18 protein-coding genes and 1 other RNA gene are annotated in these 18,800 nt (G+C 70.3%); 14 read left to right on the forward strand and 5 right to left on the reverse strand.

The window, feature by feature from the left end:
• The first annotated feature begins 1 nt into the window (after position 1).
• From H9L17_RS06375 to rpiA, 6 genes are all read left to right on the forward strand, one after another.
• On the forward strand, positions 2-223 hold the full coding sequence (locus H9L17_RS06375) for a TIGR02449 family protein (RefSeq protein ID WP_187571496.1): 222 nt from the start codon (positions 2-4) through the stop codon (positions 221-223).
• Positions 220-507: a cell division protein ZapA gene (locus tag H9L17_RS06380; RefSeq protein ID WP_187571497.1), complete on the forward strand. Its 288-nt coding sequence runs from the start codon at positions 220-222 to the stop codon at positions 505-507. The genes H9L17_RS06375 and H9L17_RS06380 overlap by 4 nt, the downstream gene beginning before the upstream one ends.
• A gap of 53 nt (positions 508-560) precedes the next feature.
• Positions 561-744, forward strand: a non-coding RNA gene (gene ssrS / locus H9L17_RS06385) — 6S RNA.
• A 31-nt stretch (positions 745-775) separates the two neighbouring features.
• A complete protein-coding gene (locus tag H9L17_RS06390; protein ID WP_187571498.1) occupies positions 776-1,384 on the forward strand; it encodes a 5-formyltetrahydrofolate cyclo-ligase in 609 nt (202 codons plus the stop codon).
• Entirely contained in the window at positions 1,381-1,851 is a 471-nt protein-coding gene (locus H9L17_RS06395) for an EVE domain-containing protein (RefSeq protein ID WP_187571499.1), read from the forward strand. Before H9L17_RS06390 ends, H9L17_RS06395 begins: the two co-directional genes overlap by 4 nt.
• Before the next feature lie 87 nt (positions 1,852-1,938).
• Entirely contained in the window at positions 1,939-2,586 is a 648-nt protein-coding gene (gene rpiA, locus H9L17_RS06400) for a ribose-5-phosphate isomerase RpiA (RefSeq protein WP_187571500.1), read from the forward strand.
• Positions 2,587-2,595: 9 nt separating this feature from the next.
• Here rpiA and ilvD read toward each other — a convergent pair whose 3' ends face one another.
• Positions 2,596-4,437, reverse strand: coding sequence for a dihydroxy-acid dehydratase (gene ilvD, locus H9L17_RS06405; RefSeq protein WP_187571501.1), 1,842 nt, complete (start codon positions 4,435-4,437; stop codon positions 2,596-2,598).
• Positions 4,438-4,457: 20 nt separating this feature from the next.
• Here ilvD and H9L17_RS16125 point away from each other — a divergent pair, with 20 nt between their 5' ends.
• The 7 genes from H9L17_RS16125 to leuB all read left to right on the forward strand — a co-directional run bounded on the left by H9L17_RS16125 (position 4,458) and on the right by leuB (position 11,688).
• A complete protein-coding gene (locus H9L17_RS16125) occupies positions 4,458-4,580 on the forward strand; it encodes a hypothetical protein (protein WP_281401925.1) in 123 nt (40 codons plus the stop codon).
• Positions 4,581-4,810: 230 nt separating this feature from the next.
• A complete protein-coding gene (ilvC, locus tag H9L17_RS06410) occupies positions 4,811-5,818 on the forward strand; it encodes a ketol-acid reductoisomerase (RefSeq protein WP_187571502.1) in 1,008 nt (335 codons plus the stop codon).
• The gene (gene ilvG / locus H9L17_RS06415) at positions 5,818-7,557 is read left to right on the forward strand and encodes an acetolactate synthase 2 catalytic subunit (RefSeq protein WP_187571503.1); all 1,740 of its coding nucleotides are present in this window, start codon (positions 5,818-5,820) and stop codon (positions 7,555-7,557) included. Before ilvC ends, ilvG begins: the two co-directional genes overlap by 1 nt.
• Positions 7,541-7,777 carry an ACT domain-containing protein gene (locus tag H9L17_RS06420; protein WP_187571504.1) on the forward strand — a complete coding sequence of 79 codons (237 nt, stop codon included), beginning with the start codon at positions 7,541-7,543 and terminating at the stop codon, positions 7,775-7,777. Before ilvG ends, H9L17_RS06420 begins: the two co-directional genes overlap by 17 nt.
• Positions 7,778-7,859: 82 nt before the next feature.
• Positions 7,860-8,963, forward strand: coding sequence for a threonine dehydratase (locus H9L17_RS06425; RefSeq protein WP_187571505.1), 1,104 nt, complete (start codon positions 7,860-7,862; stop codon positions 8,961-8,963).
• Positions 8,960-10,528, forward strand: a complete 1,569-nt coding sequence (locus H9L17_RS06430) for a 2-isopropylmalate synthase (protein ID WP_187571506.1) — start codon at positions 8,960-8,962, stop codon at positions 10,526-10,528. The genes H9L17_RS06425 and H9L17_RS06430 overlap by 4 nt, the downstream gene beginning before the upstream one ends.
• Before the next feature lie 32 nt (positions 10,529-10,560).
• Positions 10,561-11,688, forward strand: a complete 1,128-nt coding sequence (gene leuB / locus H9L17_RS06435; protein ID WP_187571507.1) for a 3-isopropylmalate dehydrogenase — start codon at positions 10,561-10,563, stop codon at positions 11,686-11,688.
• A 103-nt stretch (positions 11,689-11,791) separates the two neighbouring features.
• On the opposite strand, the gene H9L17_RS06440 is transcribed toward leuB, so the two are convergent.
• The 3 genes from H9L17_RS06440 to leuC form a co-directional block, all read right to left on the reverse strand.
• On the reverse strand, positions 11,792-12,394 hold the full coding sequence (locus tag H9L17_RS06440) for a hypothetical protein (RefSeq protein ID WP_187571508.1): 603 nt from the start codon (positions 12,392-12,394) through the stop codon (positions 11,792-11,794).
• 219 nt (positions 12,395-12,613) lie between these two features.
• On the reverse strand, positions 12,614-13,258 hold the full coding sequence (gene leuD / locus H9L17_RS06445; RefSeq protein ID WP_187571509.1) for a 3-isopropylmalate dehydratase small subunit: 645 nt from the start codon (positions 13,256-13,258) through the stop codon (positions 12,614-12,616).
• Complete coding sequence (leuC, locus tag H9L17_RS06450) at positions 13,255-14,676, reverse strand: 3-isopropylmalate dehydratase large subunit (protein WP_187571510.1); 1,422 nt, start codon at positions 14,674-14,676, stop codon at positions 13,255-13,257. The genes leuD and leuC overlap by 4 nt, the downstream gene beginning before the upstream one ends.
• 214 nt (positions 14,677-14,890) lie before the next feature.
• Here leuC and H9L17_RS06455 point away from each other — a divergent pair, with 214 nt between their 5' ends.
• On the forward strand, positions 14,891-15,763 hold the full coding sequence (locus tag H9L17_RS06455; RefSeq protein ID WP_187571511.1) for a LysR family transcriptional regulator: 873 nt from the start codon (positions 14,891-14,893) through the stop codon (positions 15,761-15,763).
• 9 nt (positions 15,764-15,772) lie between these two features.
• On the opposite strand, the gene H9L17_RS06460 is transcribed toward H9L17_RS06455, so the two are convergent.
• Positions 15,773-18,652 (reverse strand): ligand-binding sensor domain-containing diguanylate cyclase, encoded by a 2,880-nt coding sequence (locus tag H9L17_RS06460; protein WP_246455179.1) that lies wholly within the window; start codon positions 18,650-18,652, stop codon positions 15,773-15,775.
• Positions 18,653-18,800: the final 148 nt, after the last annotated feature.

Below are 18,800 nucleotides of genomic sequence, written 5' to 3' on the forward strand. Positions count from 1 at the left end.
GATGAGCGAACGCGACCTGCACGGCGAACTGCACAAACTGCTGGCGCGGATCGACCTGCTCGCGACCCGTATGCAGCGCCTGCAGGACGAGAACCGCAGCCTGCGCCAGCAGGTCGAACAGATGAACGGCGAACGCGCCCAGCTGCTGGCCAAGCAGGAACAGGCGCGCAGCCGGGTGGAAGCGATGATCGGCCGGCTGAAGTCGCTGGAGCAGCACACATGAGCGAGCCGGTCACCGTCCGCATCCTCGACCGCGAATACACCGTCGGCGTCGGCGAGGAGGAGCGCGCCGGCCTGGCCGCCGCCGCGCGCATGCTGGACGCGCGCATGCGCGAGCTGCGCGGCGGCAACAAGATGGTCGCACCCGACCGGCTGGCGGTGCTGACCGCGCTCAACCTCGCCCACGAACTGCAGCAGGGCCGCGCCGGCGCATCGGCGCAGGGCGGCGATCCGTTCGCGCTGATCGACGAAGCCAACCGCAAGCTGGACGCGCTGCTGCAAAACTGAACCGCGGCGCCCGCGGGCGCTTCCACCACGCACACGGCGGGCTATACTGCGCGCGTCCTCTGCTGTGTGCGACGGCGTGCGCAACATTCGCCTTGTCCCTTAATGACGACCGCGGGGACGCAACGATGACCGGGAGTGCAAGTCCGCCCCGAGCGGAAAGCCCGATGGCCGCCGAGCGTTCCCACTTGAACCCCGGGTTCAAGGTCGTTTCGCATGCATCGCCACGGCGGAGACATTTCCTCTTTCCCCCGCAGCCCGTCGCCCCCGCGTGAGCACGCCCTCCGACCGCGCCACGCTGCGCAAGCAACTGCGCGAACGCCGCCGCGGCCTCCCGCCGCAGCACCGCATCGCCGCCGCCGAAACGCTGGCGGACCGGCTGCTGTCGCTTCCATTCTTTTCCCGAGAGAGCCTGCCCGCTTCCGGCTACGTCGCCGGCTACTGGGCGATGGACGGCGAGATCGGCCTGCACGCCTTCCAGCTGCGCCTGCCGGCCCCGCTGGTCTACTGCCTGCCGCTGCTGCACGACGACGGCAGTCTGCGTTTCGCGCCGTGGCGCCCGGGCGATCCGCTGGTCACCAACCGCTTCGGCATCCCCGAACCCGACGTCACCCCCGACGGCGCGCTGCGCGCCGAGGACATGGCCGTGCTGGTGATGCCGCTGGTCGGCTTCGACGCCGCCTGCCACCGGCTGGGCATGGGCGGCGGCTGGTACGATCGCAGCCTCGCGTTCCGCCACCAACGGCCGGCGCCGCCGTGGCTGGTCGGCGCGGCCTTCGCCGTCCAGCGCGTGGACGCGCTGCCGCGCGAGGCGTGGGACGTGCGCCTCGACGCCGTCTGCTGCGAGGACGCCACCCACATCGCCGAGGACATTGCATGAGCACGCGCAAGCGCTACTGGATGATGAAGTCGGAGCCCGACGCGTTCTCCATCGACGACCTCGCGCGCGTCGGCACCGAGCCGTGGAACGGCGTGCGCAACTATCAGGCGCGCAACTTCATGCGCGACGGCATGCGCATCGGCGACGGCGTGATGCTCTACCATTCCAACTGCAAGGTGCCGGGCATCGCCGGCCTCGCCACCGTCGCCAGCGCCGCCTATCCGGACAGCACCCAGTTCGATTCGAAGTCGCACTATTACGATCCCAAGGCCACGCAGGAAACGCCGCGCTGGTTCCTGGTCGATGTCGCCTTCGAGCGCAAGCTCAAGCGGCTGATCCCGCTGGAGGAAATCAAGCAGCACACCGACGAACTCGGCGAAGGCTTCGCGCTGACCGCGCGCGGCAGCCGGCTGTCGGTGTTCCCGGTGACGGCCGCGCAATGGAAGCTGCTGCTCTCGCTGGAATGATCCTCGGTTGACGGCACGCATCGGCGCGTCGTCCGCGATACCTCATGCGCCCCGGCGCACCGCCACCACGCCACGGAATCCATTCCCATGTCCGACGCCAAGAAACTCGCCGCCGAAAAAGCCATCGACTACGTGGAAGACGGCATGATCGTCGGCGTCGGCACCGGCTCCACCGTCGCCTACTTCATCGACGCGCTGGCGGCGTGGAAGGACCGCATCCAGGGGGCGGTGTCCAGCTCCGAACAGAGCACCGCGCGCCTGAAGTCCCACGGCATCGACGTGATCGACCTCAACGCCGCCGGCCCGCTGTCGCTGTACGTGGACGGCGCGGACGAATGCGATCCGCGCAAGCACCTCATCAAGGGCGGCGGCGCGGCGCTGACCCGCGAGAAGATCATCGCCGAGGCGAGCGCGAAGTTCGTCTGCATCGTCGACCCCAGCAAGCGCGTCGACGTGCTCGGCAGGTTCCCGCTGCCGGTGGAAGTGATCCCGATGGCGCGCAGCCTAGTCGCCCGCGAGATCGTGCGCTTGACCGGCGGCCAGCCGGTGTGGCGCGACGGCGTGGTGACCGACAACGGCAACGTCATCCTCGACGTGCACAACCTGTCCATCGTCGATCCGGTGGCGATGGAGCGCGAGCTCAACCAAATTCCCGGCGTGGTCAGCGTGGGCCTGTTCGCGCGCCGCCCGGCCGACGTGGTGATCGTCGGCGGGCAGCCGCCGCAGGTGTTCTGAGGCGGGGCGTCACGCCCCGTCCAGCAATTCCCGGTTGCGCACCGCGCCCTTGTCGGCGCTGGTCGCCAGCAGCGCATACGCCTTCAGCGCCAGGCTGACCTTGCGCGCGCGCGGCTGCGCAGGCTTCCAGCCGCTCGCATCCTGTTCGATGCGACGCGCCGCAAGCGCGTCGTCGGACACCAGCAGATCGATGCGCCGCGCGGGAATGTCGATGCGGATGCGGTCGCCGTCGCGGATCAAACCGATCGCGCCGCCCGCCGCCGCTTCCGGCGACACGTGGCCGATGCTCAGACCCGAGGTGCCGCCGGAGAAGCGCCCGTCGGTGAGCAGCGCGCAGGCCTTGCCCAGCCCCTTCGATTTCAGGTAGCTGGTCGGATACAGCATCTCCTGCATGCCCGGCCCGCCCTTCGGGCCTTCGTAGCGGATGACGACCACGTCGCCGGCCCGCACCTCGTCGCCGAGGATGCCGGCCACCGCTGCGTCCTGGCTTTCGTAGACGCGCGCGCTGCCCTCGAACACGTGGATGGATTCGTCCACGCCGGCGGTCTTCACCACGCAGCCGTCGCGGGCGATGTTGCCGTAGAGCACGGCCAGGCCGCCCTCCTGCGAATAGGCGTGCGGCACGTCGCGGATGCAACCTTCGGCGCGATCCGCATCCAGCGTCGGCCAGCGGGTGGCCTGGCTGAAGGCGGTTTGCGTCGGGATGCCCGCCGGGCCGGCCTTGTAGAACGTATGCACGGACTCGTCATCGACCGTGGCGATGTCCCACTGCGCGATCGCCTCGCCCAGCGTGTCCGCATGCACGGTCGGCACGCCCGCGCGCAGCAGCCCGCCGCGCGCCAGTTCGCCGAGGATCGCCATGATGCCGCCGGCGCGATGCACGTCTTCCATGTGGTACTTGGGCGAATTCGGCGCGACCTTGCACAGCTGCGGGATGCGCCGCGACAGCCGGTCGATGTCGCGCAGGTCGAACGCCACCTCGGCCTCCTGCGCGGCGGCCAGCAGGTGCAGGATGGTGTTGGTGGAGCCGCCCATCGCGATGTCCAGCGCCATCGCATTCTCGAACGCTTCGACGGTGGCGATGCCGCGCGGCAAGGCGCGCGCGTCCTCCGCACCGTACCAGCGGTGGCAAAGCTCCACGACCAGCCGTCCCGCGCGCTTGAACAGCGCCTCGCGATCCGCATGCGTCGCCAGCACGGTGCCGTTGCCCGGCAGCGACAGGCCCAGCGCTTCGGTCAGGCAGTTCATCGAGTTGGCGGTGAACATGCCGCTGCACGAGCCGCAGGTCGGGCAGGCGCTGCGCTCGTACTCGGCGACGGTGGCGTCGGAGGCGGAGGCATCGGCGGCGATCACCATCGCATCGACCAGGTCGAGCTTGTGCTCGGCGAGCCGCGTCTTGCCCGCTTCCATCGGCCCGCCGGAGACGAACACCGTGGGGATGTTCAGCCGCAGCGCGGCCATCAGCATGCCGGGCGTGATCTTGTCGCAGTTGGAGATGCACACCAGCGCGTCGGCGCAGTGCGCATTGACCATGTACTCGACCGAATCGGCGATCACTTCGCGCGAAGGCAGCGAATACAGCATGCCGTCGTGGCCCATCGCGATGCCGTCGTCCACGGCGATGGTGTCGAACTCCTTGGCGACGCCGCCGGCGAGTTCGATTTCGCGCGCGACCAGCTGGCCGAGATCCTTCAGATGCACGTGGCCCGGCACGAACTGGGTGAAGGAATTGGCGACCGCGACGATGGGCTTGTGGAAGTCGTCGTCGCGCATGCCGGTGGCGCGCCACAGCGCGCGGGCGCCGGCCATGTTGCGGCCGGCGGTGGAGGTCTTCGAGCGGTAGTCGGGCATCGTGGGAAGGATCGCGCGCCGTGGGGGAAGCGCTGCACGCCTTGATTCTGCTGCGTTTGCGCGGTTTCGGCTGCAACTTTCTCTCATGCGAAATCGGCATGAATGAAACTGTTGACAGCCCCATCAAGGGCGTGCTTTCCTGAAAAACATGTTGCAGCGCCACACGCCACTGCCGACCCATCGGACCGCCTCGCAGGCGGCCTCCATTCTCGTCCTCGTACTTATTACCTCGCCCACAGGTGCGGGACGATCCGGCGTGTAAGCAAGCAACAAACCAACGCCCGAATCGCAAAACCCCGCACCGCAAGGTGCGGGGTTTTTCGTTTCTGGCCTTCCCGAAAGCCAACAACCCTCCCTCTCAGGAACTCCCGCAATGACCAGCAGCAAACCCCGCATCGCCATCGTCGGCTACGGCAGCCAGGGCCGCGCGCATGCGCTCAACCTGCGCGACTCCGGTTTCGACGTCACCATCGGCCTGCGCCCCGGCGGCCCCACCGAGATCAAGGCCAAGGCCGATGGCTTCGCGGTGAAGACGCCGGCCGAGGCGGTGAAGGGCGCGCAGATCGTCGCCGTCCTCACGCCGGACATGGTGCAGCCGCAGCTGTACGGCGAGGTGATCGAGCCGAACATGGACCAGGGCGCCTGCCTGCTGTTCGCGCACGGCTTCAACGTGCATTACGGGCAGATCACCCCGCGCGAGGATCTCGATGTCGTCCTCGTCGCGCCGAAGGGCCCCGGCGCGCTGGTGCGCCGCGAATACGAGATCGGCCGCGGCGTGCCGTCGGTCTATGCCGTGCATCAGGACACCTCCGGCAACGCCGAGCAGTTCGCGCTGACCTACTGCGCCGGCATCGGCGGCGCGCGCCAGAACGCGATCAAGACCACCTTCAAGGAAGAAACCGAAACCGACCTGTTCGGCGAGCAGGCGGTGCTGTGCGGCGGCGCGACGCGGCTCGTGCAGGCCGGCTGGGAAACGCTGGTGGAAGCCGGCTACCAGCCGGAGGTCGCCTACTACGAATGCCTGCACGAGCTGAAGCTGATCGTCGACCTGTTCTACGAAGGCGGCATCACCCGCATGCACGAGTTCATCAGCGAAACCGCGCAGTACGGCGCGCTGACGCGCGGCGACTACGTGGTCGATGCCAACACACGCGCGCAGATGAAGAAGGTGCTGACCGAGATTCAGGACGGCACCTTCGCCCGCCAGTGGATCGCCGAATACGCCGCCGGCAACGCCAACTACAAGGCGATGAAGCAGGCCGACCTGGAGCATCCCATCGAGGCCATCGGCAAGAAGCTCCGCGCCAACATGAAGTGGCTGGCATCGTCGCAGGCCGCGCCGAAGCCCGCCGCCGCGCAGCCGCAGAGCGAGGCCGCGTGATGAACGGCGCCCGCTGGCTGGCGCAGGCGCTGGTGGCCGAAGGGGTGGACACCCTGTTCGGCTATCCGGGCGGCGCGATCATGCCGTTCTACGACGCCCTGCACGACACCCCGCAGCTGCGGCACGTGCTGCCCCGCCACGAGCAGGGCGCGGCGTTCGCGGCGAACGGGTATGCGCGGGCCAGCGGGCGCGTGGGCGTATGCGTGGCGACCTCCGGCCCCGGCGCGTCGAACCTCGTCACCGGCATCGCCGACGCGATGCTGGATTCGGTGCCGATGGTGGTCATCACCGGGCAGGTGCCGACCGCGCTGATGGGCACCGATGCGTTCCAGGAACTGGACGTGTTCGGAATGACCATGCCGATGGTGAAGCACAGCTTCATCGCGCGGCGCGTCGAGGACCTGCCGATGATGGTGGGCGAGGCGTTCCGGCTGGCGCGCAGCGGTCGCCCCGGTCCGGTGCTGATCGATCTGCCGAAGGACGTGCAGATCGCCGACGCCGCGCACCTGCCCGCGCACGCCTCCTCCGGCACCGATGCGCCGGAAGCGCCGAAGGACGCCTTCCTGCACGAAGCGCTGGCGCTGATCTCGCAGGCGCAGCGGCCGGTGCTGTACGGCGGCGGCGGCATCGCGCTGGGCGAGGCGGTGCAGGCGTTCCGCACCTTCGTCGATGCGACGCAGATCCCGACCGTGCTGACGCTGAGGGGCCTGGGCGCGCTGCCCACGGAGCATCCGCTCAACCTCGGCATGCTGGGCATGCACGGCAGCCGCGCCGCCAATCTGGCGGTGCAGGAGGCCGATCTGCTGATCGTGGTCGGCGCGCGCTTCGACGACCGCGCCACCGGCAAGCTGGCAGAGTTCGCGCCGAACGCGCGCGTCGTCCACATGGACATCGACGCCTGCGAAATCGGCAAGCTGCGCCACGCCGACGCCGGTGTGCGCGGCAACATCGTCACCACGCTGACCAAGCTGACGCTGCCCTGCGCCGCCCACCTGCACGGCCGCCACGGCGAAGCGCGCAAGGCATGGCGCGCGCAGTGCCGGCAGCGCGTGCAGCAGTTCGCGCCGCGCTACGACGCGCCCGGCGACGGCGTGTACGCGCCCGCGCTGCTGAAGCGGCTGTCGGAACTGGCGCCCGAGGCCACGGTCGCCTGCGACGTCGGCCAGCACCAAATGTGGGTGGCGCAACACTGGCGCATGGACCACCCGCGCAAGCATCTGACCTCCGGCGCACTCGGCGCGATGGGCTTCGGCCTGCCGGCGGCGCTGGGCGCGCAGGAGGCCAACCGCAGTGCGCAGGTGATCTGCGTCAGCGGAGATGGCTCGATCATGATGAACATCCAGGAGCTGGCGACGCTGAAGCGCTACCGCTCGCCGGTGAAGATCGTGCTGCTCGACAACCAGGCGTTGGGCATGGTGCGCCAGTGGCAGGAATTGTTCTTCGACAAGCGCTATTCCGAGATCGACCTGTCCGACAACCCGGACTTCGCCGCCGTCGCCGCCGCCTTCGGGATCAAGGCGCTGCACGTGGACAAGGCCGAAGGCGTCGATGCCGCGTTGCAGGCGCTGCTGGACGCCGACGGCCCCGCCCTGCTGCACGTCGCCATCGACACCGCCGCCAACGTCTGGCCGCTGGTGCCGCCCAACCGCAACAACGCGCAGATGCTCGATCCCGCCCTCGACGAGGCGGCCGCCCCTGCCCGCACGCCCACGGAGACGTCCCATGCGCTACCGGCTTGACCTCACCCTGCGCCGCGCCGAGGGCGCGCTGGCCCGCGTGCTCGGCACCACCGAACGGCGCGGCTTCCAGCCGGTCAGCGTCGATGGCGAAGCCCGCGACGACGGCGACCGCTGGCACCTGCGCATGACCGTGGAAGGCGCGCGCGAGCCGGACGGCCTGCAACAGCAACTGGCCAAGCTGTACGACTGCCTGGCGGTGGAGGTGCAGCCGTGTCCGTGAGCGCGCGCGAACCGGCGATGCCGAACGCGCGCACGACGTGCAGGCGCGAAGCCGCCTGCAACCATCGACCGGCGAAGGCCTGATGGACTCCGACGTAGCCAGCGCCGCCTCCGTGACCGCCAGCGACGTGCTGGCGGCGCAGGCGCGGCTGCGCCGCTACCTCAGCCCCACGCCGCTGCATTACGCCGAGCGTTCCGGCTGCTGGCTGAAACTGGAAAACCTGCAGCGCACCGGCTCCTACAAAGTGCGCGGCGCGATGAACGCGCTGCTGGCGGCGCGCGAGCGCGGCGACCTGCGCCCGACCATCGCCGCCTCCGCCGGCAACCATGCGCAAGGCCTGGCGTGGGCGGCGTATCGGCTGGGCATGCAGGCGATCACGGTGATGCCGAAAACCGCGCCGGAAACCAAGATCGCCGGCGTCGCCCACTGGGGTGCGACGGTGCGCCTGCACGGCGAAACCTACGACGAGGCCAAGGCCTTCGCCAATGATCTGGCCGCGCAGAACGGCTATCGCCTGCTGTCCGCCTTCGACGATCCCGACGTGATCGCCGGGCAGGGCACGGTCGGGCTGGAAATCGCCGCCGCGCTGGAACCCGACGTGGTGCTGGTGCCGATCGGCGGCGGCGGCTTGGCCTCCGGCGTCGCGCTGGCGCTGAAGGCGCAGGGCGTGAAGATCGTCGGCGCGCAGGTCGAAGGCGTGGATGCGATGGCGCGCGCACTGAAGGGCGACGACGCCATCGTCGAACCAACCGCGACGCTGGCGGACGGCGTGCGCGTGAAAGTCCCCGGCCTGCTCACCCGTCGCGTGCTGCACGCGCTGCTGGACGACGTGGTGATCGTGCGCGAGGCCGAACTGCGCGAGACGCTGGTGCGGCTGGCACTGGAGGAACACCTGATCGCCGAGGGCGCGGGCGCGCTGGCGCTGGCCGCCGGCAAGCGCGTGGCCGGCAAGCGCAAATGCGCGGTGGTGTCCGGCGGCAACCTCGATGCCGGCGTGCTGGCGGCGCTGCTGCAGGACGTGCGTCCGCGTCCGCCGCGCAAGCCGCGGCAGCGGCGACAGGAGCGACTTCCATTGCCGGCAGCGAGGACGCCCCTGCCTCCTGCCGGCCTTTCTCCCTTCGCTTCCCCTTCCGCTTCCACGCAGCGCCCGGCGTGCGCCGAACCCATCGAGACCGTCACCGCATGAACGCTCCCCCCCGCCACACCGCTTCCGACCGCGCTTCCTCTAATCATGTAACCATCTTCGACACCACCCTGCGCGACGGCGAGCAGTCGCCCGGCTTCACCATGAGCGCCGCGCAGAAGATCGCCTTCGCCCACGCGCTGGCCGATCTCGGCGTGGACGTGATCGAGGCCGGCTTCCCCAACAGCTCGCCGGCCGATTTCGGCGCGGTGCAGACCATCGCCCGCGAAGTGCGCGGCGCCTCCATCGCCGGGCTGGCCCGCTGCCACGCCGGCGACATCGAAGCCTGCGCGCGCGCGCTGGACGCCGCCGCCGCGCCGCGCGTCCACGTCTTCATCTCCACCAGCCCGCTGCACCGCGAGCACAAGCTCAGCATGAGCAAGGAACAGGTGGTCGAGCGCGCGATCATGGCCGTCGAACTGGCGCGCAGGCACGTGGACGACGTGGAGTTCTCCGCCGAGGACGCCTTCCGCACCGAACGCGAGTTCCTCGTCGAAGTATTCGAAGCGGCCATCGCCGCCGGCGCGCGCACCGTCAACGTGCCGGACACCGTGGGCTACGCCACGCCCGAGGAAATCCGCGACCTGTTCCGCTTCCTGCGCGCCACCGTGAAGGGCGCGGACGGCGTGGTGTTCAGCGCGCACTGCCACAACGACCTGGGCCTGGCCGTCGCCAACTCGCTGGCCGCCATCGAGGGCGGCGCGCGGCAGGTGGAATGCACCATCAACGGCATCGGCGAGCGCGCCGGCAACGCCGCGCTGGAAGAACTGGTCATGGCGATGAAGGTGCGCGGCGGCTGGTACGGCGTCGATACCCGCATCGATACCCCGAAACTGCTGGACACCTCGCGCCTGCTGTCGCGCATCACCGGCATCCAGGTGCAGCGCAACAAGGCCATCGTCGGCCTGAACGCGTTCGCGCACGAATCCGGCATCCACCAGCACGGCATGCTGAAGAACCGCGACACCTACGAAATCATGCGCCCGCAGGACGTGGGTTGGCCCGACTCGCAGTTGGTGCTTGGCCGCCACAGCGGGCGCGCGGCGGTGGCCGACCGCCTGCGCGCGTTGGGCCACGTGCTGGACGACGCGTTGCTGGACCGCGTGATCGCCGATGCCAAGGCGCTGACCCAGACCCAGCACGTGATCGGCGACGCCGACCTGCTGCGGCTGGTCGAGGGCGAGCGCTTCGGCCCCGGCTGGCGCATCGCCGCAATGAGCCTGATCGACGCCGGCCAGCACACCCGCGCGCAGGTGGAACTCTCCGATCCCCACGGTCGCCGCGTGCGCCAGGACGCGCAGGGCGACGGCCCGGTCGCCGCGCTGTTCGCCGCGCTGGCGCAGGCCACCGGCGTGGACTTCGAGTTGGAAAGCTACGAGGTGCACAGCATGGGCGTGGGCCGCGACGCGCGCGGCGAAGCCAACCTCAGCGCGCGCATCGACGGCGACACGCTGAGCGGCCAGGGCACAAGCCGCGACGTGCTGGAAGCCAGCGCCATCGCCTGGCTCGACGTCGCCAACCGCGTGCTGCGCGCGCAGGCGACGCAGCGCGTCGCCGCCACCGCCTGATCCCCTTCCCTTTCAACTCCGGACTTTCTTCCATGCACGCCAACATCGTCGTACTGCCGGGTGACGGCATCGGCCCCGAAGTCACCGCCGCCGCGGTCGAAGTGCTGCGCGCCGTCGCTGCGCGCTACGGCCACGACTTCCATTTCCGCGAACACCTGATCGGCGGCGCCGCCATCGACGCCACCGGCAGCGCGCTGCCGGACGACACGCTGGCGGCGGCGCGCGATGCCGACGCGATCCTGCTCGGCGCGGTCGGCGGCCCGAAGTGGTCGGACCCGAACGCCAAGGTGCGCCCGGAGCAGGGCCTGCTGGCGATCCGCAAGGCGCTGGGCCTGTACGCCAACCTGCGTCCGGTGAAGCCGCACGCGGCCACGCTGGGCGCCTCGCCGATCAAGCCGCATCTGCTGCAGGGCGTCGACCTGATCGTGGTGCGCGAACTCACCGGCGGCATCTACTTCGGCGACAAGACCCGCAGCGACAGCGACGCCAGCGACCTGTGCCGCTACAGCGTGGCGGAGATTGAACGCGTGGTACGCCACGCCGCCGCGTTGGCGCGCACGCGCAGCGGCAAGCTGACCTCGGTGGACAAGGCCAACGTGCTGGAAACCTCGCGGCTGTGGCGCGACGTAACGACGCGGATCGTGCGCGAGGAGTTCCCGGACGTGCAGCTGGAACACCAGCTGGTCGATTCGATGGCGATGCACCTGCTGGCGCGCCCGCGCGAATACGACGTGATCGTCACCGAGAACATGTTCGGCGACATCCTCACCGACGAAGCCTCGATGCTGGCCGGCTCGCTGGGCCTGCTGCCGAGCGCATCGCTGGGCGAAGGCACGAACGGGCCCGATGGATCGGCGCAGCCGGAACATCGAATCGGGCTATACGAACCGATCCATGGCAGCGCGCCGGACATCGCCGGCAAGGGCGTCGCCAATCCGTACGCGGCGATCCTCAGCGCGGCGATGCTGCTGCGCCACTCGCTGGGGCTGGATGCCGAAGCGCAGTGCCTGGAACTGGCGGTGTCGCGCGCGCTGGACGCCGGCGTGTTCACCGCCGACTTGACCTGCGACCGCACGCGTGCCGTCGGCACCCGCGCCGTCACCGAGGCGGTGCTGGAGCAGTTGGAGCTGCCCTGCCAGGTGATGGAGCTGCGCGACTGATCCGTGATGCGCAGGTGCGGGGCTTGTCCCGCACCTGCGTCAGCAGGATCGCCGTGGACTGAAGGCTTGCCCCGCCACGCGCCATCCGGACCAAGCCCCTCATCTACGGCGGGCAATAGCGGTTCCGTTGCAGTACGGCATCCGCCAGCATGCGGCGGTGGCGTTCGCTGGCGGCTTGCCGGCTGAACGCCTCGATGGCCTCGTTCACGCCGGCGCAGGGATCGTCGCTGTAGCCAGGCGGCCAGAACAGGCCCATCGCGATCCTCCGAACGAGGGCTGCGGGACTGCGGTCGATCATCGGGAACCGCTCCGGGGGCGGTGGCGTGACCGGATTGCGGCGATCAAATGCGTGCGCGTCGCGCGCCTGCGCGGAACGCTGTGCGGCCGTTGCATCCCAACCGTCGTCCGCCGGCATTGAAAGCTCCAATGGCGCATCCGCTGGCGCGGATCGCGCAGGTGCCGCACTTTCCAGCACACGATGCGATTCCTCCACGCGCGCGACGCTTGCAGGGTCCGACGCAGGCGAAACAGCCTCCGGCTCCGACTTTGGCTCCGGCAGCGGCGGCAGCCAATCGACGTACACCAGCTGCATGGCCGGCTCATCGGAAGACGGCGTCCGTCCGAACAGCAGCCGCTGCACCGAAGCCACCAGCAACAGGTGCAACACGGCGACCAGCAGGCCGACGCCCCAGCGCTCGATGCGCAACAGGCGCGCATCCGCCCTTCGGACACGCCGCAACGGAAATGCGCCACCGGGCATCGCCCGCACTGCTTCCATGCCCAAGCCCGTCCCTGCGCCGCTGCCGGCAACCCCGGCATCGACCGCCGGAACGGCCGGAAGTTCCGGCCGCCCCGCCAGGGCAACGCGACTCGCCGTGCGCGACCATAGGCTTGCCGCGCGAGGGTTCCCTCTATGGCCGTGCAATCACGGCGCAGCGAACAACCACGGCTGCGCGGCGCGATGCTTCGCCTCGAACGCGGCGATGGCGTCGCGCGCCTGCAAGGTGGTGCCGATGTCGTCCAGTCCGTGCAGCAGGCAGTGCTTGCGGAAGGCATCCACCTCGAAGCGATGCTGCACGCCGTCCGGGCGAGTCACGGTCTGCGCGGCAAGGTCGATGGACAGCGCATAGCCTTCCGTCGCCTCGCATTGCGCGAACAGCGCATCCACTTCCTCGTCCTTCAGCACGATCGGCAGCAGCCCGTTCTTGAAGCTGTTGTTGAAGAAGATGTCGGCGAAACTCGGCGCGATGATCGCCCGGAAGCCATATTCGGCCAGCGCCCACGGCGCATGCTCGCGCGAGGAGCCGCAGCCGAAGTTGGCACGCGCCAGCAACACGCTGGCGCCGGCGTAGCGCGGCCGGTTGAGCACGAAATCGGGATTGCGCGGACGCGTCGCGCAGTCCTGCCCCGGCTGGCCGACATCGAGGTAGCGCCATTCGTCGAACAGGTTGGGGCCGAAGCCGCTGCGACGGATCGACTTCAGGAACTGCTTGGGGATGATCTGGTCGGTGTCGACGTTGGCGCGATCCAGCGGCGCGGCCAACCCGGTATGCGTGGTGAAAGGCGTCATTGCAGCTCCCGCACGTCGATGAAGTGGCCGGCGATCGCGGCGGCGGCGGCCATCGCCGGGCTGACCAGATGGGTGCGGCCGCCTGCGCCCTGCCGGCCCTCGAAATTGCGGTTGGAAGTGGAGGCGCAGTGCTCGCCGCTTTCCAGCCGGTCGGGATTCATGGCGAGGCACATCGAACAGCCGGGCTCGCGCCACTCGAAGCCGGCATCGAGGAAGATGCGATCCAGCCCTTCGCGCTCGGCCTGCGCCTTCACCAACCCGGAACCCGGCACCACCAGCGCCTGCTTCACCGTCGCGGCGACCTTGCGGCCCTTCGCCACCGCCGCCGCCGAGCGCAGGTCCTCGATGCGCGCGTTGGTGCAGGAGCCGATAAACACGCGATCCAGGCGGATGTCGGTGATCGGCTGGTTGGCGCGCAGGCCCATGTATTTCAGCGCGCGCTCGATGGAGTCCTTCTTCACCGGGTCGGATTCGTTCGCCGGGTCGGGCACGCTGCGGTCCACCGCCAGCACCATTTCCGGCGACGTGCCCCAGCTGACCTGCGGCTTGATGTCGGAGGCTTGCAGTTCGATGTCGGCGTCGAACCTCGCGTCGTAGTCCGAGACTAGCGTGCGCCACAGCGTCACCGCCGCGTCCCATTGTTCGCCGGTCGGCGCGAACGGACGACCGCGCACGTAGTCGATGGTCTTCTCGTCGACGGCGACCATGCCGACGCGCGCACCGGCTTCGATCGCCATGTTGCAGACGGTCATCCGGCCCTCCATCGACAGCGCGCGGATCGCGCTGCCGGCGAACTCCAGCGCGTGGCCGTTGCCGCTGGCGGTGCCGATGCGGCCGATGATCGCCAGCACGATGTCCTTGGCGGTCACTCCCAGCGGCAGCTCGCCTTCGACGCGCACCCGCATGTTCTTCATCTTCTGCGCGACCAGGCACTGCGTCGCCAGCACGTGCTCCACTTCCGAGGTGCCGATGCCATGCGCCAGCGCGCCGAACGCGCCGTGCGTGGAGGTGTGCGAATCGCCACAGACCACCGTCATGCCGGGGAGCGTCGCACCTTGTTCGGGGCCGACCACGTGGACGATGCCCTGCCGCGCGTCGTTCATCGGGAACTCGAGGATGCCGAAGTCCGCGCAGTTCTCGTCCAGCGTGCGCACCTGCGTGCGCGAGATTTCGTCGGCGATGGCGGCAAGGCCGCCGGCGCGCTCGGCCTTGGTGGTCGGCACATTGTGGTCGGGCGTGGCGAGGTTGGCGTCCACCCGCCACGGCCTGCGGCCCGCCAGCCGCAGGCCCTCGAACGCCTGCGGCGAGGTCACCTCGTGGAGGATGTGGCGGTCGATGTAGAGCAGCGAGGAACCGTCGTCGCGGCGGCTCACTTCGTGCATCTCCCAGAGTTTGTCGTACAGGGTTTTGCCGGGCATGGGGTGTCTCGCTCGATTGCGCTCCTGGCGCCGTCTTGTGGGGCACGTCATTCCCGCGAAGGCGGGAGTCCAGTGGTTTTGATTTGCAACGGTGAGCCAAGACGCTGGATTCCCGCCTTCGCGGGAATGACGACCGCTGGAGCCAGACTGCCGCCTTTCCTTCGATGACTCAAATGGATATTTTTCATCCATTCGATTCCCATTAGGAATGAACATGGAACTCGCCAACCTCGCCGCCTTCGTCGCGGTGGCCGAACACGGCGGCTTCTCCGCCGCCGCCGAGCAGCTGCACCTCACCCAGCCGGCGGTGAGCAAGCGCATCGCGCAGCTGGAGGCGTCGCTGGACGCGCGCCTGTTCGACCGGCTGGGCCGGCAGGTGGCGCCGACCGAAGCCGGCCAGTTGCTGCTGCCGCGCGCGCGCCAGCTGCTGGCCGAGGCCGAGGCGGCGCGGCAGGCGCTGCGCGGGATGGGCGAAGGCGTCGGCGGTTCGCTGCGCTTCGCGACCAGCCACCACATCGGCCTGCACCGGCTGCCGCCGCTGCTGCGCCGGTTCGCGGCCAAGCATCCGCAGGTGGCGCTGGACATCCGCTTCATGGATTCCGAACAGGCCTGGCAGGAGGTGCTGCAGGGGCGGATCGAGCTGGCGCTGACCACGCTCGGCCCGGCCACGCCGCCGCTGCGGGCGACGAAGCTCTGGAACGACCCGCTGTGCTTCGTCGCCGCTCCCGACCATCCGCTGGCGCGCAAGGCGCGGCCGACGCTGGCCGACCTGTCCGCGCATCCGGCGGTGCTGCCCGATCCCGGCACCTTCACCCATCGCATCGTCGCCGACGCCTTCGCCGCGCGCGGGCTGCCGCTGCAGCTGCGGATGACCACGCACTACATGGAGACGATCAAGATGCTGGCCGGCGTCGGACTGGCCTGGAGCGTGCTGCCGCAGACCATGCTGGACCGGAGCCTGCGCGCGCTGCCGGTGGCCGGCGTGCGGTTGTCGCGCACGCTGGGCTGCGTGGCGCACGGCGGACGCACGCTGTCGCGTGCGGCGCAGGCGTTCATCGCCCTGCTGCGGGAGGAAACGGCCGGCTGAGCCGCCGCCTCAATCGGACACGACGCAGCGGCGGCCGCCCTGCTTGGCGCGCAGCAGGCGAAGATCCGCCTGCGCCAGCAGCGCATGCGCGGCCTGTCCCGGCTCCAGTCCGGCCACGCCCGCGCTGAACGTGCAGCGCACCGGCACGTCGCTCCCCAGCGCGATCTCGTGGCCGGCGATGCGCAGCAGCAGCTCTCGCATCCGCTGCGCGGCCTCCTCCAGCGGCAGTCCCTCCATGCATACCAGGAACTCCTCGCCGCCAAACCTGGCCGCGAACAACCCCTGGCCGGCGGCGAATCCGCCCAGCATGCCGCCGAACGCCTGCAGCGCGGCATCGCCGGCGGCATGGCCGTGGCGGTCGTTGATCTGCTTGAAGTGGTCGATGTCGAGCAATGCGACGCTCAGCCGTCCGTCCCGCGCATGCGCGCGCGCGACCGCGGCATCGAGATGGCGGTCGCCGGCGCGCCGGTTCGGCAGGCCGGTCAGCTCGTCGTGGCTGGCCTGGTATTCCAGCCGGCTGCTGGCGACTTCCAGCTGGCGGTTCTTTTCGCTGAGCTCTTCGGTGCGCTCGGCGATCACCCGGCTCAGGCGATGCTGGTTGCGCCGGTAGCTGGCGGTGCGCAGCCAGCCGATCAGGACCACGCCGACCAGCAGCAGCCCGGCTCCCAGCGCGCGCATGCCGGGCCGCTGCCACAGCGCCGGCACCACGTCGATCCCCATGCTCGACGCGCCGATGCCGGCCTGGCGCGTCCAGTCCAGCGGCATCGCCATCGCCTGCACTTCCAGCCGGTAGCGGCCCGGCGGCAGGCGCGTGTAGACGGCGTCGGTGCTGCCGCCGGCATCCACCCAGTCCTGGTCGAAACCGTGCAGGCGGTAGCGGTAGCGCAGCTTTCCCTGCGCGCGGAAACTCATGCCGGCATAGCCGATGGCGAGGCGGTTGGCACCCGGCTCCAGCCGCAGGTTCGGCTCCAGCGGCTGCTGCGCGCCGTCGACGGCGATGCTCTCGAACGCCACCGGCGGCGCCTTTGGACGGTCTGCGGCCTCGCCGGTACCGGCCGGATCGATCATCGCCAGCCCCGCCGAAGTCGGGAACAGCAGGGTGCCGTCGCGCATGCGCCAGCCGGCCGGCATGGTCGCGCCATTGCACTGGTTGCCCGGCATGCCGTCGCTGTGGTCGACCACGTGCACCGCCAGCAGGCCGCGCTTGCCGGCGTCGATCTCGTCCAATTCGGCGCGGGCGACGCGGAACACACCCACGTTGCTGGACAGCCAGAGGTTGCCGGCACCGTCGTCGATGATCCGGAACAGGCGGTCGCGCGGCAGGCCCACGCGGTGGTCGTAGACGCGGAAGCGGCCGCCGCGCATGCGCAGCAGGCCGCGGTCGCTGGCGATCCAGAGGTCGCCGTCCGGATCGCGCAGGAAGTCGAAGGCGTATTGCGCGGGAAGCCCGGCGTCGGGCCGCCAGCGGCGCAGCCGGCCGGCGGCGTCCAGCGACGCCATGCCGTCGTTGCTGCCGATCCAGAGCGTGCCGTCGGGGTCGCGGTACAGGGCCTGCACCATCGTCGCCGGCTGCCCGCCCTCGCCGCCGAGATAATGGCGGGTGCGGCCGCCGCGGCGCAGCGCCAGGCCGTGGCTGCCGCCGATCCAGACGCCGCCGTCGGCATCCGGCAGCACCACCCGCACCAGCGGCTGCGCGCCTTCGCCCAGCCGGATGCGCTCCAGCACGCGCCCTTGGCGATCCAGCCGGAACACGCCGAGGTCGTAGGTGCCGACCCACAGCGCGCCGTCGCGCCAGGCCAGCGCGAGCACCGAGGTATCGCGTCCCGCGCCGGCAGGTCCCAGCCGCATGTGCCGCACCCGACCCTGCGCCCAGCGGTTCAGGCCGTTGTTGTCGCCGACCCAGACCGTGCCGTCGTCGTCCTGCAACACCGCGCGGGTGTAGTCGCTGCTCAATCCGTCCTTGCGGGTCATGCCGCTGGCGATGCCGTCGGCCACCCGGTACAGGCCATCGGTGCTGCCGGCCCAGACCAGGCCCTCGCGATCCACCAGCAGCGCCCGGCTCACCGCGCCCTGCACGGGCGCCGGCCACAGGCTGCCGTCCGGGTCGCGCCGCAGCAGCACGCCGGTGTTCATGTTCATCCACAGCGCGCCGTGCGCGTCGCGCGCCACCGCGTCCACGCGCCGCCCGGGCACGATGTGTTCGACGCGGCCGTCGGCATGCCGCCAGCTGACGCCGTCGTCGCCCGCGACCAGCCAGCCGCCGTTGCCGTCGCGCAGCAGCGCCCGTACCGCGCCCGCGCGCAGCCAGTCCCCGCCCCAGCGTTCCGCGCGGCCCTGCGCGAAGCGGAAGGCGCCGGCTTCGCTCGCCACCAGCAGATCGCCGGCGTCGTCCTGCTCCAGGTCGTTGATCTCCGCCGCCGGCAATCCCGAGCCGGCCCCCGCCTCGCCGAGGCGACCGGTGACGTCGAGCCGGAACAGGCGCTGGTCGGATGCGATCCACAGCGCGCCGTCGTGTCGGTCGCGCAGCATCGCCATCACCGCCAGCTTGCGCGCGGCGGCGCCGCCCAGCCGCTGCCAGCGGCCTTGGTAGTAGCGGAAGATGCCGTTGCTGGCGGTGCCGAACAGCACGCCGCCGTCGGCCTCGGGGACGATCCGGAACACGCCCGCCAATTCGGCGTTCTGCGTGTTCTGGCGGTCGAACAGGGTGAAGGCGCGGCCGTTGAAGCGGACCACGCCTTCCCAGGTGCCCGCCCACAGGAAGCCGTCGCGGTCCTGCGCCACCGCGTGCACCAGCGGATGCGGCAGGCCGTCGGCCATCGACCAGCCGTTGACGGTGAAATGCGGCTTGCCCGGATGCGCCGGCACCCATGGCGCCGCCAGCGCGAGCACGGCCAGCAGGCAGGCGCGACGCCACCAGCGTCGGCAAACCTCCGCGCCCCTCCTGCGATGACCGCTCCCGTTTGGCAAACCAGCCCCCTGCAGGCCTTGCCCGGAGCCAATCTACCACCGTTGCGGCGCGGCCCACCGGCGGCGCCGG

Origin of the sequence: Thermomonas brevis (assembly GCF_014395425.1) — a bacterium.
Lineage (GTDB): Bacteria > Pseudomonadota > Gammaproteobacteria > Xanthomonadales > Xanthomonadaceae > Thermomonas > Thermomonas brevis.

Coding starts and splice junctions, on each gene's coding strand:
- H9L17_RS06375 (WP_187571496.1), top strand. CDS start 2: ATGAGCGAACGCGACCTGCACGGCGAACTGCACAAACTGCTGGCGCGG.
- H9L17_RS06380 (WP_187571497.1), top strand. CDS start 220: ATGAGCGAGCCGGTCACCGTCCGCATCCTCGACCGCGAATACACCGTC.
- H9L17_RS06395 (WP_187571499.1), top strand. CDS start 1,381: ATGAGCACGCGCAAGCGCTACTGGATGATGAAGTCGGAGCCCGACGCG.
- rpiA (WP_187571500.1), top strand. CDS start 1,939: ATGTCCGACGCCAAGAAACTCGCCGCCGAAAAAGCCATCGACTACGTG.
- ilvD (WP_187571501.1), bottom strand. CDS start 4,437: ATGCCCGACTACCGCTCGAAGACCTCCACCGCCGGCCGCAACATGGCC.
- ilvC (WP_187571502.1), top strand. CDS start 4,811: ATGACCAGCAGCAAACCCCGCATCGCCATCGTCGGCTACGGCAGCCAG.
- ilvG (WP_187571503.1), top strand. CDS start 5,818: ATGAACGGCGCCCGCTGGCTGGCGCAGGCGCTGGTGGCCGAAGGGGTG.
- H9L17_RS06420 (WP_187571504.1), top strand. CDS start 7,541: ATGCGCTACCGGCTTGACCTCACCCTGCGCCGCGCCGAGGGCGCGCTG.
- H9L17_RS06425 (WP_187571505.1), top strand. CDS start 7,860: ATGGACTCCGACGTAGCCAGCGCCGCCTCCGTGACCGCCAGCGACGTG.
- H9L17_RS06430 (WP_187571506.1), top strand. CDS start 8,960: ATGAACGCTCCCCCCCGCCACACCGCTTCCGACCGCGCTTCCTCTAAT.
- leuB (WP_187571507.1), top strand. CDS start 10,561: ATGCACGCCAACATCGTCGTACTGCCGGGTGACGGCATCGGCCCCGAA.
- leuD (WP_187571509.1), bottom strand. CDS start 13,258: ATGACGCCTTTCACCACGCATACCGGGTTGGCCGCGCCGCTGGATCGC.
- leuC (WP_187571510.1), bottom strand. CDS start 14,676: ATGCCCGGCAAAACCCTGTACGACAAACTCTGGGAGATGCACGAAGTG.
- H9L17_RS06455 (WP_187571511.1), top strand. CDS start 14,891: ATGGAACTCGCCAACCTCGCCGCCTTCGTCGCGGTGGCCGAACACGGC.